This is a genomic window from Streptomyces spororaveus (assembly GCF_016755875.1).
GTDB classification, from domain to species: domain Bacteria; phylum Actinomycetota; class Actinomycetes; order Streptomycetales; family Streptomycetaceae; genus Streptomyces; species Streptomyces spororaveus.
Genome location: NZ_BNED01000005.1, coordinates 4,227,111 through 4,253,078, shown reverse-complemented (window position 1 = coordinate 4,253,078; position 25,968 = coordinate 4,227,111). Strand labels below are relative to the sequence as shown.

At 70.7% G+C, this 25,968-nt stretch carries 31 protein-coding genes; 18 read left to right on the top strand and 13 right to left on the bottom strand.

What is annotated here, in order from left to right:
* Window positions 1-21: 21 nt before the first annotated feature.
* From Sspor_RS21455 to Sspor_RS21445, 3 genes are all read right to left on the bottom strand, one after another.
* Window positions 22-849: a PaaX family transcriptional regulator C-terminal domain-containing protein gene (locus Sspor_RS21455; protein ID WP_202200583.1), complete on the bottom strand. Its 828-nt coding sequence runs from the start codon at window positions 847-849 to the stop codon at window positions 22-24.
* Window positions 850-1,085: 236 nt separating this feature from the next.
* Complete coding sequence (locus Sspor_RS21450; RefSeq protein ID WP_202200582.1) at window positions 1,086-1,457, bottom strand: GvpU-like protein; 372 nt, start codon at window positions 1,455-1,457, stop codon at window positions 1,086-1,088.
* 168 nt (window positions 1,458-1,625) lie between these two features.
* Window positions 1,626-1,829 carry a cold-shock protein gene (locus tag Sspor_RS21445; RefSeq protein ID WP_030011983.1) on the bottom strand — a complete coding sequence of 68 codons (204 nt, stop codon included), beginning with the start codon at window positions 1,827-1,829 and terminating at the stop codon, window positions 1,626-1,628.
* 400 nt (window positions 1,830-2,229) lie between these two features.
* On the opposite strand from Sspor_RS21445, the gene Sspor_RS21440 reads away from it, so the two are divergent.
* From Sspor_RS21440 to Sspor_RS21430, 3 genes are all read left to right on the top strand, one after another.
* Window positions 2,230-2,763, top strand: coding sequence for an RNA polymerase sigma factor (locus tag Sspor_RS21440; protein WP_202200581.1), 534 nt, complete (start codon window positions 2,230-2,232; stop codon window positions 2,761-2,763).
* Window positions 2,760-3,239: an SRPBCC family protein gene (locus Sspor_RS21435; protein ID WP_202200580.1), complete on the top strand. Its 480-nt coding sequence runs from the start codon at window positions 2,760-2,762 to the stop codon at window positions 3,237-3,239. The genes Sspor_RS21440 and Sspor_RS21435 overlap by 4 nt, the downstream gene beginning before the upstream one ends.
* 114 nt (window positions 3,240-3,353) lie before the next feature.
* Entirely contained in the window at window positions 3,354-3,719 is a 366-nt protein-coding gene (locus Sspor_RS21430; protein ID WP_202200579.1) for a 5-carboxymethyl-2-hydroxymuconate Delta-isomerase, read from the top strand.
* Window positions 3,720-3,745: 26 nt separating this feature from the next.
* Here Sspor_RS21430 and Sspor_RS21425 read toward each other — a convergent pair whose 3' ends face one another.
* The gene (locus tag Sspor_RS21425; RefSeq protein ID WP_202203776.1) at window positions 3,746-4,486 is read right to left on the bottom strand and encodes a PP2C family protein-serine/threonine phosphatase; all 741 of its coding nucleotides are present in this window, start codon (window positions 4,484-4,486) and stop codon (window positions 3,746-3,748) included.
* A 186-nt stretch (window positions 4,487-4,672) separates the two neighbouring features.
* Between Sspor_RS21425 and Sspor_RS21420 the strand changes: the two genes are divergently transcribed.
* From Sspor_RS21420 to Sspor_RS21410, 3 genes are all read left to right on the top strand, one after another.
* Window positions 4,673-4,972, top strand: a complete 300-nt coding sequence (locus Sspor_RS21420) for a hypothetical protein (RefSeq protein ID WP_202200578.1) — start codon at window positions 4,673-4,675, stop codon at window positions 4,970-4,972.
* A gap of 44 nt (window positions 4,973-5,016) precedes the next feature.
* Window positions 5,017-6,387: an FAD-binding oxidoreductase gene (locus Sspor_RS21415; RefSeq protein WP_202200577.1), complete on the top strand. Its 1,371-nt coding sequence runs from the start codon at window positions 5,017-5,019 to the stop codon at window positions 6,385-6,387.
* A gap of 126 nt (window positions 6,388-6,513) precedes the next feature.
* Window positions 6,514-6,939, top strand: a complete 426-nt coding sequence (locus Sspor_RS21410; RefSeq protein ID WP_202200576.1) for a type IV pili methyl-accepting chemotaxis transducer N-terminal domain-containing protein — start codon at window positions 6,514-6,516, stop codon at window positions 6,937-6,939.
* 62 nt (window positions 6,940-7,001) lie between these two features.
* Here the strand turns inward: Sspor_RS21410 and Sspor_RS21405 are convergent, their stop codons facing one another.
* Window positions 7,002-8,393, bottom strand: coding sequence for a chloride channel protein (locus Sspor_RS21405; RefSeq protein WP_202200575.1), 1,392 nt, complete (start codon window positions 8,391-8,393; stop codon window positions 7,002-7,004).
* 55 nt (window positions 8,394-8,448) lie between these two features.
* Window positions 8,449-8,997, bottom strand: coding sequence for a potassium channel family protein (locus Sspor_RS21400; protein WP_202200574.1), 549 nt, complete (start codon window positions 8,995-8,997; stop codon window positions 8,449-8,451).
* 115 nt (window positions 8,998-9,112) lie between these two features.
* On the opposite strand from Sspor_RS21400, the gene Sspor_RS21395 reads away from it, so the two are divergent.
* Window positions 9,113-9,502 (top strand): SHOCT domain-containing protein, encoded by a 390-nt coding sequence (locus Sspor_RS21395; protein ID WP_202200573.1) that lies wholly within the window; start codon window positions 9,113-9,115, stop codon window positions 9,500-9,502.
* A 20-nt stretch (window positions 9,503-9,522) separates the two neighbouring features.
* On the opposite strand, the gene Sspor_RS21390 is transcribed toward Sspor_RS21395, so the two are convergent.
* Both Sspor_RS21390 and Sspor_RS21385 read right to left on the bottom strand, forming a co-directional pair.
* Window positions 9,523-9,948 carry a MarR family winged helix-turn-helix transcriptional regulator gene (locus tag Sspor_RS21390; RefSeq protein ID WP_202200572.1) on the bottom strand — a complete coding sequence of 142 codons (426 nt, stop codon included), beginning with the start codon at window positions 9,946-9,948 and terminating at the stop codon, window positions 9,523-9,525.
* Window positions 9,949-9,975: 27 nt separating this feature from the next.
* The gene (locus tag Sspor_RS21385; RefSeq protein ID WP_202200571.1) at window positions 9,976-10,818 is read right to left on the bottom strand and encodes an NAD(P)H-binding protein; all 843 of its coding nucleotides are present in this window, start codon (window positions 10,816-10,818) and stop codon (window positions 9,976-9,978) included.
* Window positions 10,819-10,917: 99 nt separating this feature from the next.
* Here Sspor_RS21385 and Sspor_RS21380 point away from each other — a divergent pair, with 99 nt between their 5' ends.
* On the top strand, window positions 10,918-11,388 hold the full coding sequence (locus Sspor_RS21380) for a MarR family winged helix-turn-helix transcriptional regulator (RefSeq protein WP_202200570.1): 471 nt from the start codon (window positions 10,918-10,920) through the stop codon (window positions 11,386-11,388).
* Between the two features lie 96 nt (window positions 11,389-11,484).
* On the opposite strand, the gene Sspor_RS21375 is transcribed toward Sspor_RS21380, so the two are convergent.
* Window positions 11,485-13,332, bottom strand: coding sequence for a galactose oxidase early set domain-containing protein (locus tag Sspor_RS21375; protein WP_202200569.1), 1,848 nt, complete (start codon window positions 13,330-13,332; stop codon window positions 11,485-11,487).
* A 375-nt stretch (window positions 13,333-13,707) separates the two neighbouring features.
* Here Sspor_RS21375 and Sspor_RS21370 point away from each other — a divergent pair, with 375 nt between their 5' ends.
* Both Sspor_RS21370 and Sspor_RS21365 read left to right on the top strand, forming a co-directional pair.
* Window positions 13,708-14,118, top strand: coding sequence for a VOC family protein (locus tag Sspor_RS21370; RefSeq protein WP_030011646.1), 411 nt, complete (start codon window positions 13,708-13,710; stop codon window positions 14,116-14,118).
* 29 nt (window positions 14,119-14,147) lie between these two features.
* Window positions 14,148-14,438 (top strand): helix-turn-helix domain-containing protein, encoded by a 291-nt coding sequence (locus Sspor_RS21365; RefSeq protein ID WP_202200568.1) that lies wholly within the window; start codon window positions 14,148-14,150, stop codon window positions 14,436-14,438.
* A 69-nt stretch (window positions 14,439-14,507) separates the two neighbouring features.
* Here Sspor_RS21365 and Sspor_RS21360 read toward each other — a convergent pair whose 3' ends face one another.
* Window positions 14,508-14,972, bottom strand: coding sequence for an anthrone oxygenase family protein (locus Sspor_RS21360; protein WP_202200567.1), 465 nt, complete (start codon window positions 14,970-14,972; stop codon window positions 14,508-14,510).
* A 208-nt stretch (window positions 14,973-15,180) separates the two neighbouring features.
* Here Sspor_RS21360 and Sspor_RS21355 point away from each other — a divergent pair, with 208 nt between their 5' ends.
* Window positions 15,181-16,479 (top strand): VWA domain-containing protein, encoded by a 1,299-nt coding sequence (locus Sspor_RS21355; protein ID WP_202200566.1) that lies wholly within the window; start codon window positions 15,181-15,183, stop codon window positions 16,477-16,479.
* A 58-nt stretch (window positions 16,480-16,537) separates the two neighbouring features.
* Here the strand turns inward: Sspor_RS21355 and Sspor_RS21350 are convergent, their stop codons facing one another.
* Both Sspor_RS21350 and Sspor_RS21345 read right to left on the bottom strand, forming a co-directional pair.
* Window positions 16,538-17,470 (bottom strand): CAP domain-containing protein, encoded by a 933-nt coding sequence (locus tag Sspor_RS21350; RefSeq protein WP_202200565.1) that lies wholly within the window; start codon window positions 17,468-17,470, stop codon window positions 16,538-16,540.
* A 157-nt stretch (window positions 17,471-17,627) separates the two neighbouring features.
* Window positions 17,628-17,870, bottom strand: coding sequence for a hypothetical protein (locus tag Sspor_RS21345; RefSeq protein ID WP_202200564.1), 243 nt, complete (start codon window positions 17,868-17,870; stop codon window positions 17,628-17,630).
* Window positions 17,871-17,973: 103 nt separating this feature from the next.
* On the opposite strand from Sspor_RS21345, the gene Sspor_RS21340 reads away from it, so the two are divergent.
* Window positions 17,974-18,465: a hypothetical protein gene (locus tag Sspor_RS21340; RefSeq protein WP_202200563.1), complete on the top strand. Its 492-nt coding sequence runs from the start codon at window positions 17,974-17,976 to the stop codon at window positions 18,463-18,465.
* A 90-nt stretch (window positions 18,466-18,555) separates the two neighbouring features.
* Here the strand turns inward: Sspor_RS21340 and Sspor_RS21335 are convergent, their stop codons facing one another.
* Window positions 18,556-19,494 (bottom strand): alpha/beta fold hydrolase, encoded by a 939-nt coding sequence (locus Sspor_RS21335; protein ID WP_202200562.1) that lies wholly within the window; start codon window positions 19,492-19,494, stop codon window positions 18,556-18,558.
* Between the two features lie 134 nt (window positions 19,495-19,628).
* On the opposite strand from Sspor_RS21335, the gene Sspor_RS21330 reads away from it, so the two are divergent.
* The 6 genes from Sspor_RS21330 to Sspor_RS21305 all read left to right on the top strand — a co-directional run bounded on the left by Sspor_RS21330 (window position 19,629) and on the right by Sspor_RS21305 (window position 25,953).
* Complete coding sequence (locus Sspor_RS21330; RefSeq protein WP_202200561.1) at window positions 19,629-20,255, top strand: TetR/AcrR family transcriptional regulator; 627 nt, start codon at window positions 19,629-19,631, stop codon at window positions 20,253-20,255.
* A gap of 159 nt (window positions 20,256-20,414) precedes the next feature.
* Window positions 20,415-20,801, top strand: a complete 387-nt coding sequence (locus Sspor_RS21325) for a hypothetical protein (RefSeq protein ID WP_202200560.1) — start codon at window positions 20,415-20,417, stop codon at window positions 20,799-20,801.
* Window positions 20,798-21,226: a hypothetical protein gene (locus Sspor_RS21320; RefSeq protein ID WP_202200559.1), complete on the top strand. Its 429-nt coding sequence runs from the start codon at window positions 20,798-20,800 to the stop codon at window positions 21,224-21,226. Before Sspor_RS21325 ends, Sspor_RS21320 begins: the two co-directional genes overlap by 4 nt.
* Window positions 21,227-22,231: 1,005 nt before the next feature.
* Window positions 22,232-22,561 (top strand): hypothetical protein, encoded by a 330-nt coding sequence (locus tag Sspor_RS21315; protein WP_202200558.1) that lies wholly within the window; start codon window positions 22,232-22,234, stop codon window positions 22,559-22,561.
* 183 nt (window positions 22,562-22,744) lie between these two features.
* Window positions 22,745-23,365, top strand: a complete 621-nt coding sequence (locus Sspor_RS21310) for an ABC transporter ATP-binding protein (RefSeq protein WP_237403957.1) — start codon at window positions 22,745-22,747, stop codon at window positions 23,363-23,365.
* A complete protein-coding gene (locus Sspor_RS21305) occupies window positions 23,362-25,953 on the top strand; it encodes an FtsX-like permease family protein (protein WP_202200556.1) in 2,592 nt (863 codons plus the stop codon). Before Sspor_RS21310 ends, Sspor_RS21305 begins: the two co-directional genes overlap by 4 nt.
* Window positions 25,954-25,968: the final 15 nt, after the last annotated feature.

The following is a 25,968-nucleotide window of genomic DNA, read 5'->3' as shown; positions in this document are numbered from 1 at the left end:
TTCCGGGCCGTGCGCGCCGGGTCAGGCCAGGGCCTCGCCGTACAGGCGGAACAGCCGGGGGCCCGGGGCCGGGGCGGCCTCCGCCAGCCGGGCCCATGCTTCGGACGCCGCCGCCCGGGCCGTCGTGCCCGGCCAGGGCTGCGGCAGCAGCTCCGGCGGGAGCAGCGGGTCGGGGAGCATCGCGGCGGAGAAGGCCGCGGCCAGTGCCACGGCGTGCGCCAGTCCGGCGGGTCGGCCGGGCGGGGCGGGCTGCTCCGCGAGAGCGGCGAGCTCCCCGTAGCGCGCCGCGATCTCCGGCAGCGGCCACAGCCGCTCGGCCAGGGCCCGCGGCTCGCAGGTGCCGCCCACCGCCAGGTCCCGGGTGCTCAGGCAGGTCAGCGCCTCCGGCAGGTCCAGCTCGGCCGCGTGCGCCCGCACGTACGGGCCGATCTCGTTGGGCGTGACGTACAGGCCGCCCTGGACCGGCGCCGCCCCGAGCCCGGTCAGCGCGTCCCGCAGGGAGTCCCGCGCGGCCCGCGCGGATTCCGGTACGGCGAAGGCGAAGGCGTGCCAGAGCCCGTCCCACGGCTCCAGACCCCGGTCCTGCCGGTAGGCGTGCCGGACGAACTCCCCCTCCGGTATGAGCGGCAGCCCGGCCCCCGGCTCCGGTCCGGCCAGGCGCAGTACGGCACCGCGGCCGCGCCCCTCCACCGTGAACCGGCCCTCGGTCACCAGCCGCTTCACGCAGAGCCGCACCTGCTGGTCGGTCATGCCGATCAGGGCCGCGACCTCGTACAGCTCGCCGCCCGCGACGGACCCGTCCTCCTGGACCAGCGCGTGCACCACCATGCGTGTGGAGATCCCGCTCATCGCGCCGCCACCTCCTTGCGCATCGTCGTCACGCCGCCGGACCCCGGCGCGTTCCGCAGCCGGGGCGCGCGCTCTCCGTCGTCATGCCGGCAAGAATAATACGTTCGTTATCAATACGATCGTTTTTGGCATGAGCGAACACATGACCGAGCAGTCGCGTGTCGCCGCGGCCCGCGGACCGGCGGTGCCGGCATTTCGGCTATTCGGGGCCGGAAGGCCGAGGACGGGACGGTGGGTTATTTGTCGGAGTAGCTGAAGTCCCCGACGGTCCACGCGCTGACGTCCTTGACCGCGATCCGGTACATTCCGCCGGTCTCGGGGATGCCCAGGGTGCCCTGGAGGATGCGTGCCACGTGGAAATGAAGGTGTGAGGGTGCTCCGGCCTGCTGTCTGTCGCCGCGTCCGGGGGAGCTGAAGATCTCGGCGAACGGGCCCAGCTGGTCGGAGTCCCGCAGGACCTCGGCCACCCGCTGGCGCCAGACGCTCTCGGGGGCGAGGCGGCCTGTGATGACGGCGCCGTGGACCACGACGGTCAGGGACATCTGATTGGTCTGCTCCGACTCGACCATGGTGGCGAGATCGAGGAGCAGGTCGTCAGGGATCGACATGGGCCGGACTCTAGCAAGCGTGCCCGCCCACCGGCCGGGCTTCCGGCGAGTGGCCTGTTCGGCGCGCTCCGGGACATGCGGACGGCCGAGGCCCGCACCCCAGGGTGCGGGCCTCGGCCGCGTCTGCGCGCCGGCGCGGGCGCCGGCGTGGACCTCGGAGGTCAGGCGTCAGGCGGGAACGATGTTCTCGGCCTGCGGGCCCTTCTGGCCCTGCGTGACGTCGAAGGTAACCTTCTGGCCTTCCTGAAGCTCACGGAAGCCGGAAGAGGCGATGTTCGAGTAGTGGGCGAAGACGTCGGCGCCGCCGCCCTCCTGCTCGATGAAGCCGAAGCCCTTTTCCGCGTTGAACCACTTCACGGTGCCAGATGCCATATGAATTCTCCTTTGGGGCAGTGCCCGGAACCGCACTGTGCGGGCCCGGTGTCGCCGTGATGATTGCCCCGACCGGAACGCGTAAATTTCACTGCAGGTACCGGAAATAAAAAGTGCACCCACCGAAAATCCGGTGAGAGCACTTGTAAGTTTTTGGGAACCACAACTGCAACGAACGTCACCGTAGCACAGCGGATGTCGGCGGCCATGGAAATCTGGACGCGCCCCACTCCTGAAATTCCGCGCCCGCGCAGGGAAAATCTGAAGCGGAAAATCATATGAGCGGCGGAACGTATTGTGCGGACTCGTTCCCGCGGTGGTGTGGCGCAGGTCACGCGGAATGTTCGGGCGGTCCGGGCCCTCTTCCTTCCGGAGGGCCCGTCGAGAAGGAGGACGCCCGATGAGGAGCCCAAGTCCCGGTCCGGCCGACCAGGCCGACCAGGCCGACCTGGCCCCGCTCGTCCGCGCCGCCCAGCGCGGCGACGCCCTGGCGGTCCAGGAGCTGCTGGACCTGCTGACCCCGTACGTCGGGCGGCTGTGCGGCCCGATCGCCCTGCAGGACGGTCCGGACGCCACCCAGGAGGCGCTGATCGTGATCTTCCGCGGTATCGGCGGACTCCGCGAACCGGCCGCCCTGTTCGGCTGGGCGCGGGTGATCGCCGTACGGGAGGCCGTACGGATCGCCCGCGCGGCGGCCCGGTCCGTACCGGACCCGCTCGACGGCGTGCCGGCGCGGGACGATCCGCAGCTCGCCGCCGACGTGCGCGACGTACTGGGGCGGCTCTCACCGGCCCACCGCGCCGTCCTGGTCCTGCGCGACCTCGAAGGGCTGGACGAGCACTCCGTCAGCGCGCTCCTCGGCGTGCCCGAACCCACCGTGCGGACCCGGCTCTTCCGGGCCCGCCGCAACTTCCGGAAGGCGTGGGAACGTTGAACGACACCTGGCCGATCGTCGCCGAACTCGACGCCGTCCGCAGGCTGCGCGTGATCGCCCGCAGCACTCCGGGCACCAGCTTCGCCGAGCACCTGGTCGACGCCCCCTTCGACCGGGTCTGGGGGCTCGCCTCCGATCTGGAGAACCAACTGCCCCTGATGATCGGCGACATCCGTTCCTTCAACGTGACGTCCGCCGCCGGGGAGCGCCTGGAGGCCAGGGCCCGCAGCCCGCTCGGCATGCGGGCGCGCTTCGACGTCGTGCTGCGGCCGGGCTGGTGCCTCATGCAGAGCCGGTTCGTGGTCGGCGGCATGGCCGCCGTGGCGGAGCGGGACGGCACCCGGCTCGCCTTCTTCGGGGGCCTGCGCCTCCCGGGCGTCCGACTGGCCGAACCGGTGCTGCGCCCGCTGCTGGCTCCGCTGGGGGCGAGGGCGCTGGGGCGGCTCACGGACCAGCTGGAGGGGCACGGAGGATGATGTCCGGGACACGACCCTTGGCGGGGCGGGCTCGGTTACGGTCGACCGCGTACCCGCCGACCGGCGCGGGACCGGGGCCCGTGGCCCCGAATCCGTAGAGCAGGGAGTGGCCCCGTGCCCCACGCAGTCGTCGACTACTCGGACTCGCTGACCGGTGCCTTCGACCGGCGGGCCTTCGCGCTCGAACTGCACGCGCTGGTGGTCGAGATCCTCGACACCGCCATCGGCAACTGCAAGACGCGTTTCCACCGGCTGGAGGAGTCCGTCGTCGGGGAGGGCACCGACGCCCGGGCCGTGGTCGTCCACGTCGAGCTGGCCATCGCCCGCGGGCGCACGGCGCAGACCAAGTCGCGCCTGACCCGTGCCGTGCTGGAGCTGGTCGAGCGCCACACGGCGAAGGCCGCCGGCCTGGAGATCCACGCCTCCGTGGACGTACGGGACCTCGGCGAGGCCTACACGAAGAGCGTGGCGACCCCCTGACCCCGCCCTGATCCGCAAGACACCCCTTAGGCGCCGATGCGCAGCAGCGCCAGCGTGATGTTGTCCGGGCCGCCGGCGTCGATGGCGGCCCGCCACAGCTCGAACGCCGCCCGCCCGTCGTCGTGCACCCGCAGCAGCCCCTCGATCTCCTCGGTCGGCACCGGATCGGTCAGCCCGTCGCTGCACACCAGGTAGCGATCGCCCTCGGTCACCGGGAAGGCCTCGATGTGGGGGGTGATCTCGTTGTACCCGCGGGTGCCGCCGAGGACCTGGGTGACCGCGGAGGTGGTGCGGTGCCCGGGGGCCGGCGGCGGGCTGTCGTCCACACTGACCTGGCGCAGCCCGTCCTGCGCCGCGTGGAACACCTTGCTGTCGCCGACGTTGAACATCAGCAGCGAATCGGCCAGGACGAGGGCGCCCGCGACCGTGGTCCCCATGGTGGCCAGCTCCGGCCGCCCCTCGGTGGCCGAGTACACCGCGCGATTGCACAGGCTCAGCGCGTCACCGACGGCCTCCGGGCCGTCCAGCGTGGGCCCGAGCGAGGAGAGCTGGCGTACGACCAGCTCGCTGGCGACCTCGCCGGCCGGCTGGCCGCCGAGGCCGTCGGCGACCGCGACGACGAGCGGTCTGCCGAAGGGGAAGACCAGGGTCTGCGGATTCTGGGTGACGGTCCCGCACAGGGTCCACGGTCCGATGACGAGGCTGTCCTCGTTGTGCTCGCGCACCAGCCCGACATGACTCAGGGCGGTCACTGCTATGTACGGCACCTCGACGTCCCGCCTCTCGGCCATGGCAACGACAACCGCTACGACAACAGCGGCGCAGCGGCACGCGCGTCCGTCCTCACCATTGTCGCGCCGCTCCGGCATGCGGGGGGCGTTGTGCCGGAGCACGCTGGTCGTGGAGCCGTCTGTTCACCCGACCGGCGGCCCTGCGAGGAAGGACTGCCGCAGATGTTCGCGAGGCTGAGCACCTACCAGGGATCACCGGTCCCCGCGGAGGGAGAAGTGAGCGCGCACTCGGAGGCGATTGTCAGGCAGGTCCAGGACGTTCCCGGATTCCGGGGCGTCTACTACCTCGTCGACCGGGCCACGGGCGTGGCCAAGTCGCTGACCCTGTGGGACGACGAGCGGACCATGATGGACAGCGAGGAGCAGGCCGCCCGGATCCGTGAGCAGACCGCGCAGCGGGAGGGCCAGCGGATCGTCTCGGTCGAACGCTTCGAGGTGGGCTTCAGCCACCTGCAGCCGTAGTACGGCACAGCGTGGAACGACATGATGGACGAGGAGCGATGGCCATGGGCAAGCTCTCGATCGACCAGTTGCGAGAACGGGTACGCGGGGCGGTGGTCACCCCCGACGACGACTCCTACGACGAGGCGCGCAAGGTCCACAACGCCATGATCGACCGGAGGCCGGCGGCCGTGGTGCGCTGCGCCAACGCGGGGGACGTCATGGCCACCGTCGACTTCGCCCGTGAGAACGGGCTCGACCTGGCGGTGCGGGGCGGCGGCCACAGCGTGCCCGGCTTCGGCACCTGCGACGGCGGCGTGGTGGCCGACCTGTCGGGGATGCGAGGCGTACGCGTCGACGCCGCGGGGCGTACGGCCCGCGCGGAGGGCGGGGCGACCTGGGGCGACTTCAACGCGGCCACGTACGCCTTCGGGCTGGCCGCGACCGGCGGGATCATCTCCACCACGGGCATCGGGGGCCTCACCCTCGGCGGCGGCATCGGCTACCTGGCCCGAGGGCTGGGCCTGAGCTGTGACAACCTGGTCTCGGCCGATGTGGTGACCGCGGACGGCAAGCTCGTCGTGGCGAGCGAGGAGGAGAACGCCGACCTCTTCTGGGCGCTGCGCGGCGGCGGCGGCAACTTCGGCGCGGTGACCTCCTTCGAGTTCCGGCTGAGCCCCGTCAAGGACATCTACGGCGGGCCGATGCTCTTCGAGCTGGCGGACGCTCCCACCGTGCTGCGCTCCTTCGCCGACTACATCGCCGACGCGCCGGAGGAACTCGGCGGGTTCCCGGCCTTCCAGATAGCCCCGCCGCTCCCGTTCATCCCGGAGGACCGGCACGGCGACACCTTCGCGCTGATCGTGGCGTGCTGGAGCGGGCCGCTCGACGAGGGCGAGCGCGCCCTGCAGGCCTTCCACGACTTCGCCCCGGTGGTCGCCGAGCATGTGGGCCCGATGCCCTACCCGGCGCTCAACAGCGCGTTCGACGCGCTCGTACCGCCCGGCCTCCAGCACTACTGGAAGGCCAATTTCGTGACCGAGCTCACCGACGACGTGATCGACGCGCACCTGCGCCACGCGCCGGGCCTGCCGGCCGTGAACTCGACGGTCCACATCTACCCGATCAACGGCGCCTGCCACCGCGTGGCACCGGACGCGACGGCCTTCGCCTACCGGAACGCCTCGTTCGCGACGGTGATCGCCGGCATGTGGCCCGACCCGGCCACCAACGAGGCCGGCACGGCCTGGGTGCGCGACTACTACGAGGCGACCGCCCCGCACTCGGAGGAGGGCGGCTACATCAACTTCATGGCCGATGACGACCAGGACCGGATCCGGGCCAACTACCAGGGCAACTACGACCGGTTGGTCGCCGTCAAGCGGGCCTACGACCCGGGGAACCTGTTCCACCTGAACCAGAACATCCGGCCGTAGCGGCTGCCCGGCCCTCGTCGCCCGTCCGTAGCGGTGCGGATGCGGAGTGTTCCTTTGTCTGCATATTTTTAGCTGGTGTACCGGAAGATCCTGTACAGCCGGTTTGTCGGATTGAGGAAGGCCCCCATGAAGCGTTTCCCGGTGATCGGTGTGCTCTGCGTCGGCGCGATTCTCGGACTCTCCGCGTGCTCCGACGACAGCTCGCCCGAGGAGGAGGCCACCAAGGCCGCCGCGGACCTGTGCACCGACCTGGCCGCGCTGAAGGCCGACAACGCCAAGCTGAAGGCCTTGGACCCCGCCAACGCGACCAAGGACCAGGTCAAGGACGCCTACGAGGCCGTCCAGAAGGACTGGGAGGGCGTCAAGGAGAACGCGAACCAGCTGAAGGACGCGGAGCGCGAGGCGGTCAAGTCGGCCGCCGAGGACCTCAAGAAGAGCTACCAGGGCCTGCCCGGCGACACGACCGGCAAGGACGCGCGCACCCAGCTGCAGCCGCAGATCGAGAACCTGGACCAGGCCGCCACGGCCGCCGCCACCGGCCTGCGCTGCTGACCGGTCGAAGGACGTGAACGAGGACCCCGCCCGGCTCTCCGGGCGGGGTCCTCGTGTGCCGGTCAGGCCGCGGGCGCGGCGGGCGTGACGGGTGCGGCGGGCTTCGCGGGCACGGCCGGCAGGTCGGGGATCGGGGGTCCCACGGGCAGCAGCTCGGTCACCACGAAGGCGACCACCGCCGAGATGATCACGACCGGGATCATCGCGGTGCCGCCGAGCATCAGGACCACCATCACCACGCTGCTCACCGGCAGCCGCAGCGCGCTGGCGGCGGTCGCCGCCATGCCCGCCCCCATGGCGGGCACGATGCCGAGACCGGGCAGCGGCCCGAGCAGGACGCCCGCCACGGCGCCGAGGCAGAGCGCCGGGAAGATGGGGCCGCCGCGCAGGCTGCCGAGGCAGATGGCGTAGGCGGTGCCCTTGAAGAGCAGTACGCCGATCAGCGCACCCACACCCCAGGCGTGCGGGTCGGCTGCCAGCCGCCCGATCAGCTCCTGGCCCGACCCCGTCACATCGGCGGGGGAGAGGCCGGTGATGAGCGCGTAGAGACTGGCGCAGGCCGCGGCGGCCAGCGCGCACTGGACCGTCCGCAGGAGGGGCCGTGCGAGGACGTACGTGGCGATCACCCGGGCTCCGGTCAGCACGGGGTGCAGGGCCGCGGCGAGGGCCGCGGCGATGACCACCGCCCAGAGCACGTCCGCCGCGTCCAGGTGGGGCACGGGCACGCCCAGCTCCAGCTTCAGGCTCCCGATCGGCAGGCCGGTCCAGCGTCCGAGGCCCGTGAAGACCAGGTCCCCGACCCCGGCGGACAGCAGGGACGGCAGCATCACCGCGAACAGCTGCGGCCCGCCCACGCCCGCCACCTCGATCAGCAGCACCGCGGCGATCAGCGGATTCCCGAAGATCGTGGCGATGGCCGCCGCGGCTCCCGCCGCGCCCACGAGCGCGGTGCCCTGCGGGGTCACCGGGACCTGCGCGAGGTTGCGGAACAGCAGCGCCAGTCCGCCGCCGAGGGCGATCAGCGGGGCCTCGGGACCCAGCACCGCACCGAGCGGCAGACTGGCCACCGCCGCGATCACGACGCCGGGAAGGGCGCCCGCCGAGGCCCCGCCGGTGTGCAGGCCGGCCGCGGGGAGGTGACCGCCGTTGCCGCGCATGTGCGGGACGACCAGGCCGACCACGACACCGGCGACGAGCAGCAGGGGCAGCGGCCACCACCAGGGCGGGACGCCCCAGCCCAGGGCCTCGGGGAGGTCCGTCCACATCACGTGTTCCATCTTGTGCAGCGCGGCGAGGAACCAGAACGACGCGAGGGACACCGGGATGCTGATGAGGGCGCAGAAGACGAGCAACTTGAGGTATCCGGGGCTGCGGAGGGTCTGCCTCAGGACGTCGGCCTCCTGCGGCTGCGTACCGCCGGGGGGCGGTTCGGATCGAGGACGCGACTGCGGCATGGCTCACTTCCTTTCCGCTTCCTCGATGGTCCACCTCGGGGGCGCACTTCGCCGCTCAGGACTCGTCGTTCCGGCCGGGGGCCTGCGAACTGCGCCTGTGCATGCCGATTTTGACCGCCCCGACCAGTGCTTTGGCGATGATCCCGATGAGGATCAGGTCGGCGACCATCTGGAAGGTGACCAGCACCCGGCCGCCCTGGGTGGTGGCGACGATGTCCCCGAAACCCACGGTGGCGAAGGTGGTGATCGTGAAGTAGAGGGCGTCCGTACGGCTCAGCGGCTCCGAGAACGACGCGGGGTCCTGCGCGGCGAGCAGGTAGTACGTCGCGGAGAACAGCACCAGGAACAGCGGTACGCCGGTGGCCAGCGCCTCCAGGGCGCGCATCCGCGGGTACGGCGCGTGGGCGATGGCGGTGATCTGCCAGGCAGTCAGGAGCCCGAAGACCACCAGGCCGAGCGCCAGCGTCAGGACCGTGGTGATACCGAACCCGCCCTCCAGCGGCACCACGTAGTAGAGCCCCGTGAGGAGGGCGACCGCGAGCACCGAGCGCAGGAGGTGGCCCAGCAGGGCGAGCCGGGGGTGATCGGCCGCGTTGCGTTCCATGGGTTCAGGAGAACGGGCCGGACCCCATCGCGCGACCGGAGCGGCGGGCGGTCCGCGTGCGGACCGCCGGGGTCACCTGTATGAATGAAGGACCCGTGTGTGATCGGAGCCGACCATGGACGACTACCCGCTCCTGAACTTCTTCTGGACGATGCTGTGGTTCTTCCTGTGGGTCATGTGGTTCTTCCTGCTCTTCAAGGTCATCACGGACATCTTCCGTGACCACACCCTGGGCGGCTGGGGGAAGGCGGGCTGGCTGGTGCTGGTGCTGGTGCTGCCGTTCCTCGGCATCCTCGTGTACCTGATCGCCCGCGGTCGGAGCATGCGCGAACGGGACCTGAAACAGGCCGAGGAGCAGCAGGCCCGCTTCCGCTCGTACGTGCAGCAGACGGCCGGGAGCGGCGGGGGAGCGGCCGACGAGCTGCACAAGCTCTCCGCCCTCAAGGACAAGGGCGACATCAGCCAGGAGGAGTTCGACCGGGCCAAGGCCAGGATCCTGGCCTGAGCGGCGGCTTCCCCGCGACCTCACCGAGCCGCGGACCCGTTCCGCGGCTCGGTGAGGTTGCGGGTCATGCGCTCCAGGACGGTGACGGCGGTGACGTACTCCTCGCGCGTGATCCCCGTCGCCGACAGTTCGCGGAAGTCGGCCACGCGAGCGCCCACCTCGGCGAGGTGGGCGCGGCCGTCGTCGGTCAGGGCGAGGCCCTCCGGCCGCGGGCGGGTCACCCAGCCGCCGGCGAGCAGCGAGGCGACGGCCGAGTCCAGCGCCGCGGTGTCGGCACCCGTGGCCAGGGCGGCCCGGACGGCGCAGTCGGTGGCCCGCGGGTCGTCCTTGACGGCATTGAGGACCTGCCAGCCGAGCCGGGTGAGGCCGAAGTCGGCCAGTGCCGCGTCCATGGACGCGGTGAGGGCCTGGTCCGTGCGGTTGAGCCAGTAGCCGATGGGCTTCATGTCCTGCTCCTTCGGAAGGTCGGCGGATCAGTGGCCGGTGAAGGCGTCCGCGTTCTCGCGGGTCCACTGCCGGTAGGTGCGGGCGGGTACGCCGAGCAGGGTCTCGGTGGTTTCGCCGAGGGCGGCGGGGCCGTGGTCGGCCGCCTCCCACAGGTCGAGGAGCGAGGACACCATCGGGGCGGGCATGTGCCGGCCCATCTGCTCTTCCGCCTCGGCGCGGGTGATGCGCTCGACCTGGACGGCGCGGCCGAGGGTCTCCGAGAGGACGGCGAGCTGCTCGCGGAAGGAGAGCGACTCGGAGCCGGTCAGGGTGAGCGCCCGGCCGGTGAGGGAGTCCCCGGTCAGGGCCAGGGCGGCGATGTCGGCGATGTCCTCGGGGTGGATGGGCGCGATCTGCGCGTCCGGGTAGGCGAGCTGGACCGGCATCGACCGGCCGACGGGCCAGGCCCAGCCCAGCGAGTTGCTGGCGAAGGCGTCGGGACGCAGGAACGTGCAGGTCAGACGGGAGTCGGCGAGAGCGCGCTCGACCTTCAGGCTGTGGCTGGCGAGCGGGTCGTCCTCGGCGTCCGGGGCGAGCACCGAGGACGAGGAGAGCAGGACGACGTGCTCGACCCCGGCGGCCTCGGCGGCCTCGATCAGGTCGTGGATGCCGGCGGGCTCCGGGTAGAGGAAGACCTGGCGGACGCCGCGGAGCGCGGCGGCGAAGGTCTCGGGCCGGTCCAGGACGAGCTCGGCGGTCTCGACGCCGGCCGGGACGGTCAGTTCGGCGGGGCGGGTGCTGGCGGCCCGGACGGGGAGACCGGCGGAGTGCAGGCGGTCGATGACGGCCCGGCCGACCTTGCCGCGCGCGCCGGTGATGAGGATGGTCACGAGAGCTCCATTCGTTCGCAAAGACATATGCATGCTTGCATGCACACGTTTTCACGTCAACACATGTCTGCGCGAGCTCACGTATGTACGATGAGGGGCATGACCAAGCACGAGCCGGCGACCGACGAGGAACTGCTGGACGCCGTGGGCCCGGCGTTCGGGAAACTGCGGCGCTCCATGCTCCTGGAGGTCGAGAACCCGATCTCGCAGAAGGACCTCAGCCGCACCCTGGTCCTCAACATCGTCCTGGAGGCCGAACAGGGCGACGGCCGCGAGATCACCGTCGGCGCCGTGGCCGCGTACCTGGCCGTCGACCCCTCGGTGGCCAGCCGCATGGTGTCCGACAGCATCTCCGCCGGCTACCTCGTCCGCGCCGCCTCCCAGCAGGACGGCCGCCGCACGATCCTCCACCTCAGCCCCGAGGGCCGGGACATGATGGCCCGCTTCCGGCGGCACCAGCGCGCGGCCTTCGAGCAGGTGACGGCCGACTGGAGCGAGCGCGACCGCCTCGACCTCGCCCGCCTCATGCTGAAGTACGTCGACGCCCAGAACGCGCTGCGCCACCGCTGACGACCGCCGGACGGCCGCCTGCCGCCCGCGGGCGGCGACACCACAGCCCCGGGCGGACGGCCCGGGGCTGTGTCGTGGGGCGCCAGGCCCGGTGGGTTACCGGAAGGAGACCCACTTGGCCGTGCTCGGCACCCCGTTCTCGTCCAGCAGGAAGAGCATGTAGTAGCCGGGCGGGACGTCGTTGGCCGAGGGCGGTGCCTGCAGGCGCAGGCTGTTCCCCTGGCGCTTGACGATGCCCAGTTCCAGGTGGCGCTGGCTGGTGTTGAGCGAGTGCGTCGCCGTGGTCGGGGCCAGCAGCACGGCCTTCTTGACCCGGTCGGGCGTGGAGGTCCCCACGTTGAAGGCGGTGTCGTACCGCAGCGGCCCGTCGGGGGCGCGGTCGAGGGCCGGGCGGCTGCCCTGGTGGAGGTAGGCCGGCTCGAAGATCTCGACGCTGCCGTTCATGTCGTCGTCGATCTTCGGGTCGTTGGCGAGCTGCTGCAGCTCGTCACCCGTGACCATGATCCGGCCGTCCGGGAGGACGACGGCGTTGGAGTGGTAGCCGCGCGGCAGCCGCTGGGCCGGGCCCAGCTTCCATTCGCCCAGCGCGTTGCGGGTCTCGATCTGCCGGTACTTCAGATCGGACTTGGGGTTGTAGTCGCCGTTGCCGTAGTCCCGGATGCCGTAGGCGCCGTTGACGGTCAGCAGGCTCGCGTCCGGGAGCAGCAGCGTGTCGTCCTGGGTCCGGCCGAAGGCGCGGGGCTGCTGCTTCTCCCAGCCGCCGCCGCTCGTGAGCCGGTAGGTGTTGGGGTCGTCGCGGTCGCCGCCGAGGACCAGTACGGAGTCCGGGCCGCGCAGTCCGGCGGGCAGCGGCACGGCGGAGCCGTAGCCGCGGTGCACGCCGTCGGGGCGCGCGGGCAGGTCCGTACGGGTCTCCGCGACCGGGTCGAAGGCCCACTGCCTGGTGGCGTGCCGGCCCAGGCCGTAGACCTTGCCGTCGCGCAGGGTGAACAGGTGCGGGTAGTCGCTGTCGGCACCGAAGGGCGCGTCCACGCGCAGGGTGTCCGTCGGGACGTCCTTCGGGATCAGGGTCTTCTCGAAGGGGACCGGGTGGCTCTTCGCGGGGAAGCGCTCGATCACGGAGGTGGAGGTGCCCCAGCCCTGGTCGGTGTGGCCGGACATGATCAGCAGGCGGCCGTCGGGAGCGGCGGCCACGGAGGGGTACCAGCGGCCGACCTCCATGTCCTTGTTCACGGACCAGCTCTCGGTCCACGGGTCGAAGACCAGCGACAGCTTGGCGCCGGCGCCGCCGCCGTAGCCGAGGTTGCCGCCGAAGACGCCGACCATGCCGTTGGGCAGGAAGGCGTGTCCGGCGCAGAAGAAGGGCGCCGGGCGCTTCTCGCCCGTGCCGTCCGGTACGACCAGCTCGGGCGGGGTGACCTTCGTGAAGGCGGCCGCTCCGGTGCCGCGGCGCGGGTCCCACAGGAAGGCGCGGCCGGCGTTGGCCCTGCCGAGGGTGTTGGTCGGTGCGGGCTCCTCGGTCGGGTCGGTCTCCATGCGCTCGAAGGAGAAGAGCAGCACCTTGCCGGTCGGGAGCATGGCGATGTGGGCGGCGAAGTCCGGGGACTGGAAGTACTCGGCGAACTGGCCGAACGCCTTGGGGTGGAAGCGGGCGTTCACGTCCGCCTGGGACCGGGTCAGTGAGTTCAGGCTGTCGATCCGGGCGAGCTGGGAGTACCCGCCCAGTTTGAGGAGCTGCTCGCGGACCTTCGTATGCTCCTGGGCGTGTTCGGCGCCGAGGGCCGCTTTCTCCTCGGGGCGGGCCGAACCGTCGTGCGCGGCCGCCGGGACGGCGGTGACCAGGGCGGCGGCGGCAGCGAGCACGGAGACCGCGGCCCGGCGGGCAGCGCGGCGGGCGGCTCGGGGAGCTGATCGTCGCGCGGATCGGCGCTTGATACGTGACATGTGACTCCTCACCAGGGGTGCTGGAGCGACGGGTGCCCGTGCGGGGGCACAGGGCGCCTGCGACGCCTCTGCACACAGACCTATGCCGACGGGTCGGGCGCCGCACACCGGGAAGATCGTCCGAGCTTCGAGCCGCCCGGGTGAAGCCACCGCCCTGAGCTGCGCCGACGGCGGTCCGCGGCCCGTCCGCCGGTCCCTCGCCCGGCCGCAGCCCGTAGTGATCACGGACACCGGTCGGCCCCCTCGGCGAACCGGGTCGCCGCCGCCCCGGCACGGGCCGGTAGGAGGGGGCGGAAGAAGGGGTCGGAAGGAGGAGGCCCGATCGGTCAGGATTCGAGAAGCGCCCGTGGTCCAGGCGAAGTTAGCGTGAGGGACATGGACATCAGCATTCACATGAGCACGCTCCCCCAGGACGACCCGGACGCCGCCGTGGCCTTCTACCGCGACGTCCTCGGCTTCGAGGTCCGCAGCGACGTCGGCCAGGGCAAGATGCGCTGGATCACGGTCGGCCCCGCCGACCAGCCCGGCACCTCCATCCTCCTCGCGCCCCCGGCCGTGGACCCCGGTGTCACCGAGGCGGAGCGCCGGACCATCGCCGAGATGATGGCGAAGGGCACCTACGGCTGGATCCTCCTCGCCACCAAGAACCTCGACAGCACCTTCGAGAAGATCCAGGCCGGCGATGCCGAGGTCGTCCAGGAGCCGACCGAGCAGCCGTACGGCGTCCGCGACTGCGCCTTCCGCGACCCCGCCGGCAACCTGATCCGCATCCAGGAACTGCGCTGATCCGGCAGCGCGACGAAGGAGGCTCTTCCATGTGTCGTCCCGCGTGGAGACAGGCACTGATCGAGGCATCGCACCTGAAGGACCTCGCGCGGCTGCGCCGGGTCCGGGACCGGATCGACCGGGAGCACGCGCGTCCGCTGGACGTGGTGGCGCTCGCCCGCGCCGCGGACATGGCGCCCGGGCACCTCGGCCGCCAGTTCCGGCTCGCCTACGGCATGTCCCCGTACGCCTATCTGACGGCGCGCCGCATCCAGCGCGCGGCGGACCTGCGGCGAGGCGGCGACCTCGGCGCAGCCGAGGTCTGCCGCGCCGTCGGCTGACCCACCCGGACCCGCCTCCGGCCCCCGTCCCCGGGGCGTGTGCCCCGGGGACGGGGGCCGGAGGCGGCGTCAGTCGCGGGCGGGCTTCCTCAGGGCGGCGAAGACCAGCACCGCGAACGCGACGAGCGCGGTGACGGTGCGGATGTCGTTGAACATGGCCCAGCGCCGCAGGATCTCCGCGTGATCGGCCGGGGCCGAGGTGCGCGCCCATTCCTTGATCCGGCCGTTGATCGGGACGTTGCCGAACCGGGTGACCAGGAGGGAGGTGAGGGCCAGCAGGCCGGCCCCGCCCGCGAGCATCCGCGTACGGCCGTGTGCCACGGCGGCCAGGGTCAGCGAGCTGACGATCGACAGGCCCATCGCGGCCTGCATGGTGATGCCGTTCATCTTCATCAGTTCGGTGTGGAACGACAGCCGTATGTCGAGCGGTACGGCGTTGAAGGTGGGTACGAGGTTGGCCGCTCCGTATCCGAACGCGCCGGCGAGGAGACCGGTGGAGAGGAGGGCCAGGCCCAGCAGAAGGCGTGTGCGCATGTTCGTCGGCTCCGGTGGGTGCGTGGGTGCGTGGGTGCGTGGGGGCGTCGGGAAATCGGGGCGTCGGGGTGCCGGGGCGTCGGCGGTCGTCCCAGGGGTCCCCGGCACGGCTTGGGGAGTTCGGCCACGAGATCACTTCCGCCTCGGCGAGACTGGACCGCTCACGTGTCCGCTGAGGTCCGAGTGGCCCGCCGGAAGGAAGCCGCCCATGTCAGTCATGCTCCCGAAAGGCGGCAACGCGCCGCTACCCACGGGACGTTGTGAAGTCACCGTCACCACCGCACCGGCCGGAGCCGCGACGGACGTGTGCGCCGTGCTCCTCGCGAAGGACGGCAAGGTGCGCGGCGACGACGACCTGGTCTTCTACAACCATCCGGCGCAGGACGGCGTGGCCCTCGGCGGCCGGACCATCACCGCGGACCTGTCGGCGGTACCTGCCACGGTGGACCGGATAGCGATCGTGGCGGGCATCGACCCGACGCTGCCGAACGCTCACTTCAGCGCCGCCGACACCCCGCGAGCGGTGATCGAGTGCGGGGGAGTGCGGATCGGGTTCGAGCCCCCGCCGTTCACGCACCGGGAGACGGTGGCCGTACTGGTCGAGATCTACCGGCGTGACGGAGCCTGGAAGGTACGGGCGGTCGGGCAGGGCTGGGACACGGGTCTCGCGGGTCTGGCGACCTCCTTCGGCATCGTGGTCGACGACGCGGTCCCGGTCCCCCTCCCCGTGCCGGTACCCGTTGCGGTCCCCGCCCCGGCAGCGGCCCCGGTCCCCGTCCCGGCAGCGGTCCCCGTCCCCGTCCCGTCAGCGGCCATGAGTCTGGAGAAGGTCCAGCGGGCGGCACCCGGGCTGGTGAACCTCTACAAGGCCGCTCATGTCTCCCTGGCCAAGAGCGGAGTCATCGGCCAACGTGCCGCCGTCTACCTGGTGCTGGACCACTCCGGGAGCATGAGCGGCTTCTACCGCGACGGCACCATGCAGCATCTGGCCGAGCAGGTACTCGGGCTGTCGGTCAACCTCGACGACGACGGCACGGTGCCGCTCCTGTTCTTCTCCAACGGCGTCGACCTGATCGCGGACCTCAACCTGGAGAACTACCGGGGCCGGATCGACCACCTCCACGCGCCGTTGGACTGGGGCGGCACCTGCTACACCCCGGCGATGCGGGCCGTCATCGAGCACTACCAGGCCACCGGGTCCGCCGACCCGGCTTTCGTGATCTTCCAGACCGACGGAGAGCCCTTCGACCGCAAGGCGACCCGGGAACTGCTCCGTCGCGCCAGCGCGTTGCCGATCTTCTGGCAGTTCGTCGGCTTCGGGCCCAGCCGGGACCTCCGCTTCCTCCGCAGCCTGGACACCCTCGACCGGCGTACGGTCGACAACGCCGGCTACTTCGCCGCCGGTCCGCGGCCGGCCTCGCGCTCGGACGCGGACCTCTACGACCGCCTCATGAAGGAGTTCCCGGACTGGCTCAAGGCCGCACGCGCGGCCGGGGTGATCCGGTAGCGCCGCCGCGGTCCGGATCCTCCCTCCCGCACGCGCGGTGCGCGGGGCCGCCGCCGTGTCACTTGCCGTCGGAGAAGTTGTGCACGCCCCACCAGCCCGAGGAGTCGTGGTACAGGCCCACGCCGACCTCGGTGAAGTCCGGGTTGACCTGCGCCTTGTAGTGACCGGAGCTGTGGCGCCACATCGACTGGAACTTCTCGGCGGCTTCCTGGGCGGTCATCGAGGCGTCGCTGAACCACACGATGTTCTCGCCGGTCCAGGTGCGCGAGCCCGTCTTCAGGTAGGCGCGGTCCTCCGGCGAGGAGTGGGCGAAGCCGTTGTTCCGCATGTGCTCGGCCCACTTGCGGGCGAAGGAGCTGAGGTCCTGCTTGAGCGCGAGCGGAGGCCGGCCGACGGCGGCGCGTTCGTTGTTGAGCAGCTGCAGGGACAGCGACTGGGCCGTCGCGACGTCCTGCGTCGAGGTGCGGGCCCCGGGCACCTTGGGGTCCGGTCCCGTCGGTCCGGACCCCGAGGCAGTACGGGTCGGGGGCGCGGTCGGCTTGGCGGTGCGTTCCGTGGTCGGCGTACCGGAGCGCTGCTCGCCGTCCTTCGCCTGCGCGGCGGGTGCGGACGCGGCCGCGGATGCGGGTGCCGACGCGGGTGCCGGTGCGGACGCGGTGGCGCTCGGGGCCGCTGCCGCACCGGCCGCGGCCGGGTCGGCACCGGCGGCGGGAGACGCGGCGTCGGCCGGCAGACCGTCCGCCGCATCGGACCGGCCGCCGAGTGCCGAGGGGGAGCCCGCCGCCGCCGTGCGGTCCGGGGCCCCGTCGGATATCAGGGCGTACGCGCTGCCGACCCCCGCCAGCAGGACCACGGCGGCCGCCGCCATGAGGGGAGCCCTGCGACGGCCCTTGCGATGGCCACCGGCGCGCGCCCCACCCCGCCGGCCGGACCCGGCACCGTCCGCGGGAGCGTCCGCGCCGTACGTGAACTCATCGTCGTGAAACTGCATCGCATCTCCTCGAAGGTGACGGCCCACCTGGCCTGACACTGAAGGAGACCCGCGGGGCGCGCGGCGATAACACCTTTCTCGCAGGAAAGTGGGCGGGAGCCGGAGCCGGTCTCCCGCCCGTCGCCTCGGAGCCCCCTCGGGGGCCGGACCGGCAGTGTCAGCTCGAAGCCGGCTCCGGACGGACTCGGCCGAGTCCGGTGGCCGCTGCGCCGAGCACGGCGAGCGCGTCCGCGCACAGGCTCAGGGTCTGGCCGCCTGCCGAGCTGTTCGTCAGAACCAGCACGATGACGACGATCAGCCACAGTCGGGCGTCGGGCATCGGACCCGTGGGATACCTCGGGCCCGTCAGCCCGAGCGGATCGCCGCAAGGGCTGAAGACGGTACGTTGGCAGTGGTTCATCGGTGTCTCCTTCGACGCGAGTGGACTCGGGCGGCTCCTGGGCCAACAGGGGCCGCTCTTCGCGTAACCAGCATGGTCGAGGGGGCACTTGCCGGTTGTCAGCGTGAAGCTGACAGGCGTGCGCCAGGATGCTGATATGACGTTGTCTCAGCACGATCGGTTGAGGAACCTGCTCCTGGCGCTGTCGGATGCCGCGCTCGATCTGGCGAACGACGGTGTGGTGCTGGCGCATCCGCGTGAAGGGTCGGCTCTCGGGTTGGTGATCGCGCCGAGTCTCCGGAGCAAGGCCGCCCATGTCGAGGCGCTCGCCTGCGCGGTCCTGCGCCATGCGGGCGTGTCCTGGGACGCGATGGCCGGCAGGTACGACGTGACGCGGCAGTCCCTGCACCGAAGGCTGTCCGCTGCCACGGACCAGGTCGCGCAGGACGCCCAGAGGTTCGCGGCGGGGCATGAGCTATCCGTACAGCAGGAACTCGGCCTGCTCGTCGTGGCGTGCGAACGCCTGCAGCAGAACTTCGACTCGGCGCTGGACGCCGCCCCCGAGGCATGGGAAGCGCGCAGGAAGACCCCGGGCTGGTGGTGGGAGAGGACGTAGGCGGACCGGCCGCCGTACGTCCGACGAAGGCCCAGGTGTGTGACCTGGGCCTGGGCGGGCGCCGTCGGCGCCGCCCTTCCCGCGGTGGTCCTACGCGTCGGCCGGCGCGGGGTCGAGGGAATCGGCCTCCTCCATGAAGGACAGCATCCGGGCGTTGACCACGTCCGGGTGGTCGATCTGCGGGCCGTGCCCGGTCGCGGTGATGATCTCGGCGCGGGCTCCGGCGACGAGGCGCGGTACGCGTTCCAGCTGCCGCTTCGGGTGCACGAGCAGGCTGTGCTTGCCCATGATCACGTACAGCGGGGTCCGGATGGACCGCAGCGCGTCCTCGGACAGCGGCAGGGGCGCGGGGCGGCGGATCCGGTACGCGCGGGCGCCCAGCTGGATCCACTTGCGCATCTCGGGGATGGCGAGGACCGGCTGGTCCAGCCACTGGGCGAGCCGGGGACGCAGCGCCTTCGGGGCGAAGGTGGCGAACAGGCTGATGAAGATCCAGACGAAGAAGCGCAGGCCGACCTTCTCCAGGCCGCCGGGGTCCAGGGCGGTGACCGAGGCCAGCCGTTCGGGCCGCCGGTGGGCCTGGTTGAGCACGAGCCAGCCGCCGTAGGAGGAGCCGACGAGGTGGACCCGGTCGAGGCCGAGCGCGTCGAGGGCCTCGTCCATCCACTGCGCGGCGCGCTCGGGCTGCCACATGGGCTCGCGGTGGATGCTGCGGTTCGCGTCGCCCGGGGTGTCGAGGGCGTAGACGGGGCGGTCGAGGCTGAGCCCGGGGGTGTTGGGGAACCACATGGCGGAGGAGTAGGCCGCGCCGTGGATCAGGACGATCGGCGTCCGGGATTCGGCGGCGGGGTCCGCGGGCCCGTACCGGTAGACGTGCGTGGTGCCGAAGGTCGTCTCGACGTCCGTCTCGGAGCGGATGGGTGCCCCCATCGCGTGGAGCACGTCCTCGGCGGCGAAGTAGCGGTCGCGCAGAGTGTCGTTGACGTAGCGGCCGACATCGCGGCGTACGCGGGCGGTGTTCTCGGGCACGGCGGCACCTCCTGTGAAGATCCGTTCTTCGTGGTACGACCGTATCACCAATGTGGTACATCGGTACCATGAAGGGGTTCGGGCAGCGGAGCACGAACCCACCATCGACAGGCGACAGGCGGAGACACGGGAACATGCCGAAGCGTGTGGATCACGAGGAGCGGCGCGCCCAGATCGCCGAGGCGCTCATCCAGGTCGCGGGGCGGCGCGGACTGCACGCCGTCGGTATGCGCGACGTGGCCGCGGAGGCGGGAGTGTCGCTCCGGCTCGTGCAGTACTACTTCGAGACCAAGGAGAAGCTGCTCTTCTACGGCCTCCGCCACCTGACCGACCGCTTCACCGCGCGGGTGGGCGCCCGACTGGCCGCCGCGGGCCCGGACCCGGGCCCGCGCGCCACGGTGGAGGCACTGCTGCTGGCCTCGCTGCCGACCGACGAGGAGAGCCGCACGTTCCACCTGCTGTACAGCTCGTACGCGATCCTGTCGGTCACCGACGAGGCGCTGGCCGCCCAGCCCTTCATCGACAACCCCGACGCCGCGGAGCACGCCCTCACCGGCCTCATCGAACAGGCGCAGAGCTCAGGCCTGGCCGACCCGGGCGCCGACGCGCGCACGGAGGCGATCAGCCTGCTGGCGATGGCGGCGACCATGGGCACCAGCATCCTCGTGGGCCAGCGGAGCCCGGAGTCGGCCATCGCGGTGCTCCGCCACCACCTGGACCGGATCTTCACGACGCCCGGCACGGCGCCGAACCGGGAATGAGGAGCAACGCAACGTGTCCTCCACGACTCGGGCACGCTCCCCGAGCTACGCGGAACGGCCTCCTGACGGGACCGGTCCGGCGTAGGGCCGAACCGGCTGGACTCGGTTTTGTGTTGCGGTACGTGGCTGCTGTACCGCAGGATCGCGGCGGGGGTGCCCATGGAACGGCATGCGTTGGAAAAGCTGTTGGCCGGTGGCGACGAGGCGGCCGCGCTCGCCGTGGCTGCCCTCCGGAGCGGCGCCACCTACAGCGTGGGAGACGCTGCGCATTCCTCAGGTCGGCATGCCGGGGTCTTCCGGCGCCGGCTTCGGCGCATGAGGATGCATGGCGTCGAACCTATCGGGCTGGAACGAGCAGTGCGGCTCCTCAGCGAGCATGAGCGGCCAGTGCGCGTAGGGCTGATCGATTCTGCCGATCGGACATGGCACTTCCTCCTCTTCCTCACCGAGGACGGCCTGGCACTGGTGGCATGCGCCGGCCGGCCGCGGATTGTCAGGGAAGCACCGCTCCAGGAGAGCGCCGGTGGCGCGGCACCGTCAAAATGAACGCGATCGAACGCCTATGGGAAGATTTTCGGCTTCCCATCAGAGATGCCCTGCATTTTGCGGATGGGACGTCCTGCGATGTCGACCTCGACTCCGACGCGCCGGGTGGTTTGAGGGTGCTTGGCCCGTTCGATCTTGATGAAATTCTGGAGAGTGATCCCTCTTGGGTCTCCTCGGTCGATGGGCTGGTCGCAGCAGACCTGGGGAGTGAGGGGCTGCTGTGGGGCGGCGAGGGTTCGCACGGGTCGGAGGGGTTCATTGCGCGGTTGACTGTCGACCGCGCGCTCAGCTGGGCAGTCTTCTTCACGGAATCCAATCCGTTTGATCGGATCCAGCTCTCCGGGAACGTGGCCACCTTCAGCTCAACCTCGGGATTCGAGATCACAGTTGACGTCGACGATCCAAGAACCTTGCTCTCGCCGTAGCCCGGTTCCAGGAGCGGATGACGGGAATCGAACCCGCGCTATAAGCTTGGGAATCAATGGTGCTAAGGGTGTCGATATGCCCTCTGGCCTGCGGTAACACCCGCCAGGTGTGCAGTTCCGGATGTCCTCGGCAGCCCCCTGTTGACCGCTGTACACCGCCCCTACTGGCACGGTATGACACGGCCGCGCGCCGTGCCTTGGGGCGGGAGTCGAGGGCTGCCGCGAGTTCCATACCGGCGCCTTCCGCGTCACCGTTCACGAGGTAGGCGGCGGCCAGGTCGAGATGCGCAGCATGCAGGTCGCCAGAGGAGCGTTCCGCTGGGGGCCCGGCCTTTGAAGCGCCACCACACGGCTGGCGGCGGATCCCCGCCGGGTCTGCTCGCCGCATCCGATCTACGGAAGCCGTCGTTCCTGCCCTCCGCCGTAGGCGCTGCTTGCCGCATCGCGTTCACTCCATGCGCTGCCCTGAGCGATTGGGAATCGGCAATCTGCGAGCCACTCGCCTGGGCCGGCTTCAGCCCTACGTGCGTCCACCGCCGATCGGGCTGGCGCGTGCTGTCGAGCTCGTGTGGTTCACGCCAGAATTCGTCCCAGGGCTGCTGGTGAGAGGCCGCCGGAATTGCGGCCTCCTCCGGTTGTACGCGTACCCGCTCCGTGGGATGTCGTGGGTCGGACTCATTCAATGGAGGTAGTAAATCTACGGAGAATAGGGGTGGAAGGCATGGTGCGGTCGGGTTCTGCGGGAGTCGTTGGTCGGCCGTCGCGGAGTCGTTGCGCGTCGCGTTTGCAATGGCTCGGCGTGTGTCGCAGGTGGGATGGGGTGCTCATTCAGCCTACTTTCTTCTGCTGCCGACTCATGCAAGGAGTTCTCACTCCGGTCGCAGGGGGCGCGGGAATCCCGATGTGGCGCAATCCTCGGTTCCGATGCTTCCTCGGGGGCGGTTGAGTCGTTCCTGCACGACCGAAGATCCGTTTCCGTACCAACATCCCGGAGGGGGAAATCTCGTGTTACAGGGCAAATTCGGGCGTAAGGTAGCGGCGCTCGGCATCAGTGCCGTCGCATTCGCCGGTGTGGCAGCTGCCGCGCCGGCGCAGGCTGCGCCGACCGGTGCCAATACGGTGTACGCGGACTGTGCCGTGGGCAGTTACGGCGAGAACAGCGACGGCGTGTGGATCTCCTGCGGCGACGTCGTGGGTGGCCAGGCACGTGGCCGTGCCGACTGCAAGGGGGCGCCGGACATCTACACCGCCTGGGTGGGGGGCTGGAAGTACTCCCAGAACGGCTTCTGCTGGTTCAGCATGCGGCAGGCCATCCTGGAGACCAAGGCTTCCTAGCTCCGGCCACCTGCTGCTCACCGCGGGGCGCTCCGCGATGACAACTCATCAGAATTCACGAGAGGTTGTTTCCGGAACATGCGCACTGCGTTAGCCAATGCACCTCAAGCCGGAGGGCCGCTCGAACCGGTCCTCCGGCTTGAGGGCGTTCACAAGATATACGGAACGGGCGAGACGCGTCATGTGGCCCTCGACGCCGTGACGGTCGACTTCCACCCCGGGAACTTGGCCGCAGTGGTCGGCCACAGCGGATCGGGGAAGTCGACGCTGCTCAACATCGCAGGCGGCCTGGAACAGGCGACCTCCGGCACCGTGACGCTGGCCCAGCACGTGCTCACGAAGATGGGGCCGGCTGAGCTGACCCGCACTCGGGCCAGCTCGGTGGCGTACATCTTTCAGGAGTACAACCTCATCCGCACCATGACGGTGCTGGAGAACGTCTGCCTCCCGCTGGAACTGTCCGGCATGGCGCGCAAGGCGGCACGGCGGCAAGCGGCCGAGGCGCTTGAGCGGACCGGCGTCCAGGGGCACGCGAGGAAGTTCCCGGATCAGCTGTCCGGTGGGGAACAGCAGCGGGTGGCCATAGCAAGGGCCATCGCCGACCACCGGCCGCTGGTACTGGCCGACGAACCCACCGGAGCCCTGGACTCCGCGAATGGCGAGCGCGTCATCGCACTACTGCGAGAGGTCGCGAACAGCGGCGTCGCGTGCGTGATCGCGACCCACAACCCGGAAGTGACGGCTGCCGCAGACCAGGTCGTCCGACTCCAGGACGGCCGTATCGTCGCGGCGGACACACCGTGAGCCGCCTCGGCCGCCGCCGCTTGGCCTGGGTGCTCGGCTGGCGCCTCGCGAGCCGCAGCCGTTTCCGTACGCTGCTCGTCTGCCTGGCCATCGCCCTACCAGTCGGGGCCGGTTCGACGGTGGCGGCGCTGACGGCTACCTCCCGCGTCTCGGTCGCGGAGGCGAGGGCCATGGCCTACGGCACGGCAGACGGCCGGATCAGCACGCTCTCCGGTGAGCGGAAGGACAACGCGGCAGACCCGGCCGCCTCCACGGCGCACGTGGCAGCCTCGCTACCCGACGGCACGCGCCTCGCCTACGACATCGACGTCATCGGACTGACCATCCGCGGCCCGGAGGGGCAGCAGGGCACCGTCGACGGGCGCGCGATCGACCTGGCATCTCCTCTGACCACCGGTCTCTACCGCAAGGACCGGGGCGCTTTCCCGACCCAGGACGGGACCATCACTCTGTCGTCCGCGCTGGCGAAGGCCGTCGGTGTCACGGAAGTCGGCCAGCAGGTGTCGGTCGGGAGTGCCCGCCTCATCGTCTCGGCCCTCGTATCCGACCGGGTCGACCTGAACCACCGCTTGGTCATCCTCCCGCCGGGTGGACCCCAGACCTGGGCCGCCATGACGTCGGCCAAGGACGTCGGGAGCCCCCGATGGTTCGTCGGCCTGCCGCGGCAGGATGACCTTCCCGCGATCTCCGGAAAACTGAAGAGCGCGGGCTACGCCTATACGCCCAGCAGCCAGGCCACGGCCATCGCCGAGGAAAGCGATGCCACGGACTCCACCGCGTTGCTGATCGGATTCGGGCTGCTGGCAGAGATCGCGCTCCTGGTGACCGCCGTATTCGCCGTGGTCGTGCGCAGTCAGCGTCGGCACATGGGTCTGCTGGCCGCGCTCGGTGCTCCGACCCAGGTGAGTGCCGCGTTCTTCAGGACACACGCGCTCTGCGTCTCCCTGGTGGGATCCATCGTCGGTGTCGGGGCCGGGCAGGTTGCGGCTCATCTGCTCGCTCCCGTGCTCGCCGAACGTGCGGGTGCGGATTGGGGTGTGGTGGAGGGAGCCTGGCTCACTTCGCTGATCCTGGTCGCAATGGCGGTGCTCGTCACTGTGGTCGTGTCGACCCTTCCCGCACGGGCAGCGTTGCGCGAAAATCCCATCGCCTTGTTGAAGGCGCTTCCGCCCGTCCACAGTAGCCGTCGGCTGCGCGTGCGTGCTGCCGCCGGCGGTTGCCTGGTGGTGGCGACAGTTGCCGGGCTGGCGGCGGTGGTGACGGATGCCAGTGCGTTGACCGCGGGCTTGGGCGTCGTCGTCTTCACCTTCGGCATTACGGGAACGGCGATGGGTCTCTCTGCGGTAGCCGCCCATCGAGCGGACATCCCGTACCTCCCCCTGCCGACCCTGCTGCGCACCGCCGCGCGATCCCTGCTCGCGTTCCCCGTGCGGGCCGCGACCACGTTGATCGCGCTCGGTGTGGTCGCGGCCGTGTCCGCCACCGTACTCATCGCCTCGGCTTCAGTGGCTCAGAAGCAGCGGGAGAGCTATCAGCCGTCGCTCCCCGGCAAGTCCGCGCTCATCGTGGCCCCGCGTGCGCTGAGTGACGCGGAGCGTGCCGCGTTGAAGAGTTCCACCAGGGCCGCTGACGTATCCACCGGCTACCAGCGTGCCGCGGTCGCACGCGACGGCAAGCAACTACAGGTCGCTCCTCGGACCGACTTCGTCGGCTGTATCAGCGACAGAGGGCTGTTGTCCTACGGACAGAACGACTGGCAGCCCTGCTACGTGTCCTCGGCTTCCCGGATCCCTTTCCCGGCCGTCGCGATCGCAGACACTGCTGGGGCGCAGACCCTCGCCGGGGAGATGACCGACGAGCAGCGCAGGCAGTACGAGAGCGGAGAGGCAGCCGTTGCGGTCACGCCGGCCGGCTTGAAGGACACCGTGGAGCTCGTGGCCATGGTCCGTGACAGGAACGGCTTCGTTCTTGAGACGACGGTGAAGCTGCCTCTGATCCGGCTGCGGAGTACCGGAGCCGAGGAGTACCAGCAGCTGCCTGCGGTCGTGGTCAGTCCTGCGGGTGCACGGGCTTCCCGCATTATCCCTGTCGGCGCGGAGACCTACCTTCTCACTGCCGACTCCGAACTCAAGCAGCAGGATGTCTTGCGGGCCCTTCCGGCGGACGTGCAGGCGGATTCCACGGTCGCCGTGGAATCCGGACCCTCGGTGGTCAGCGCAGTGGAACGACTCCAACCACTGGTCGCCGCGATCTCCGCACTGACGACGATGGTGATCGTCGCGGCCATGGTCAGCCTCTGGACTTCCGATCTGAGGGGCGAGTACCAGATGCTCGGTGCGGTGGGTGCCAGTTCCTGGTGGCGTCGCCGACTGGCGTCCTCCATGTCCGCTTTGCTGATCGTCATGAGCGGAGTCATCGGAACCGGGTGGGGTATCGCAGCGGCCGTAGCCTTCTTGGTCGGCATGGAGACCCATGTCGCCATTCCCGCCGGATGGCTCGCCCTCACCGTCGTCGCGGCTGTGATCACAGCTGCCGCGATGGGCGGGCTTCTGGTGCCACGTAACGCCCGAGCGCAGCGGCAAGCCTGATCGAGCAGGCTCAAG

What these genes read in the sequence shown, in the direction of transcription:
- Sspor_RS21415 (WP_202200577.1), top strand. Translation starts at nt 5,017, where the DNA reads ATGGGCAAGCTCTCGATCGACCAGTTGCGAGAACGGGTACGCGGGGCG.
- Sspor_RS21320 (WP_202200559.1), top strand. Translation starts at nt 20,798, where the DNA reads ATGAACGCGATCGAACGCCTATGGGAAGATTTTCGGCTTCCCATCAGA.
- Sspor_RS21370 (WP_030011646.1), top strand. Translation starts at nt 13,708, where the DNA reads ATGGACATCAGCATTCACATGAGCACGCTCCCCCAGGACGACCCGGAC.
- Sspor_RS21360 (WP_202200567.1), bottom strand. Translation starts at nt 14,972, where the DNA reads ATGCGCACACGCCTTCTGCTGGGCCTGGCCCTCCTCTCCACCGGTCTC.
- Sspor_RS21345 (WP_202200564.1), bottom strand. Translation starts at nt 17,870, where the DNA reads ATGAACCACTGCCAACGTACCGTCTTCAGCCCTTGCGGCGATCCGCTC.
- Sspor_RS21445 (WP_030011983.1), bottom strand. Translation starts at nt 1,829, where the DNA reads ATGGCATCTGGCACCGTGAAGTGGTTCAACGCGGAAAAGGGCTTCGGC.
- Sspor_RS21350 (WP_202200565.1), bottom strand. Translation starts at nt 17,470, where the DNA reads ATGCAGTTTCACGACGATGAGTTCACGTACGGCGCGGACGCTCCCGCG.
- Sspor_RS21395 (WP_202200573.1), top strand. Translation starts at nt 9,113, where the DNA reads ATGGACGACTACCCGCTCCTGAACTTCTTCTGGACGATGCTGTGGTTC.
- Sspor_RS21450 (WP_202200582.1), bottom strand. Translation starts at nt 1,457, where the DNA reads ATGTCGATCCCTGACGACCTGCTCCTCGATCTCGCCACCATGGTCGAG.
- Sspor_RS21390 (WP_202200572.1), bottom strand. Translation starts at nt 9,948, where the DNA reads ATGAAGCCCATCGGCTACTGGCTCAACCGCACGGACCAGGCCCTCACC.
- Sspor_RS21405 (WP_202200575.1), bottom strand. Translation starts at nt 8,393, where the DNA reads ATGCCGCAGTCGCGTCCTCGATCCGAACCGCCCCCCGGCGGTACGCAG.
- Sspor_RS21380 (WP_202200570.1), top strand. Translation starts at nt 10,918, where the DNA reads ATGACCAAGCACGAGCCGGCGACCGACGAGGAACTGCTGGACGCCGTG.
- Sspor_RS21420 (WP_202200578.1), top strand. Translation starts at nt 4,673, where the DNA reads ATGTTCGCGAGGCTGAGCACCTACCAGGGATCACCGGTCCCCGCGGAG.
- Sspor_RS21440 (WP_202200581.1), top strand. Translation starts at nt 2,230, where the DNA reads ATGAGGAGCCCAAGTCCCGGTCCGGCCGACCAGGCCGACCAGGCCGAC.
- Sspor_RS21355 (WP_202200566.1), top strand. Translation starts at nt 15,181, where the DNA reads ATGTCAGTCATGCTCCCGAAAGGCGGCAACGCGCCGCTACCCACGGGA.
- Sspor_RS21375 (WP_202200569.1), bottom strand. Translation starts at nt 13,332, where the DNA reads ATGTCACGTATCAAGCGCCGATCCGCGCGACGATCAGCTCCCCGAGCC.
- Sspor_RS21365 (WP_202200568.1), top strand. Translation starts at nt 14,148, where the DNA reads ATGTGTCGTCCCGCGTGGAGACAGGCACTGATCGAGGCATCGCACCTG.
- Sspor_RS21400 (WP_202200574.1), bottom strand. Translation starts at nt 8,997, where the DNA reads ATGGAACGCAACGCGGCCGATCACCCCCGGCTCGCCCTGCTGGGCCAC.
- Sspor_RS21410 (WP_202200576.1), top strand. Translation starts at nt 6,514, where the DNA reads ATGAAGCGTTTCCCGGTGATCGGTGTGCTCTGCGTCGGCGCGATTCTC.
- Sspor_RS21455 (WP_202200583.1), bottom strand. Translation starts at nt 849, where the DNA reads ATGAGCGGGATCTCCACACGCATGGTGGTGCACGCGCTGGTCCAGGAG.
- Sspor_RS21325 (WP_202200560.1), top strand. Translation starts at nt 20,415, where the DNA reads ATGGAACGGCATGCGTTGGAAAAGCTGTTGGCCGGTGGCGACGAGGCG.
- Sspor_RS21330 (WP_202200561.1), top strand. Translation starts at nt 19,629, where the DNA reads ATGCCGAAGCGTGTGGATCACGAGGAGCGGCGCGCCCAGATCGCCGAG.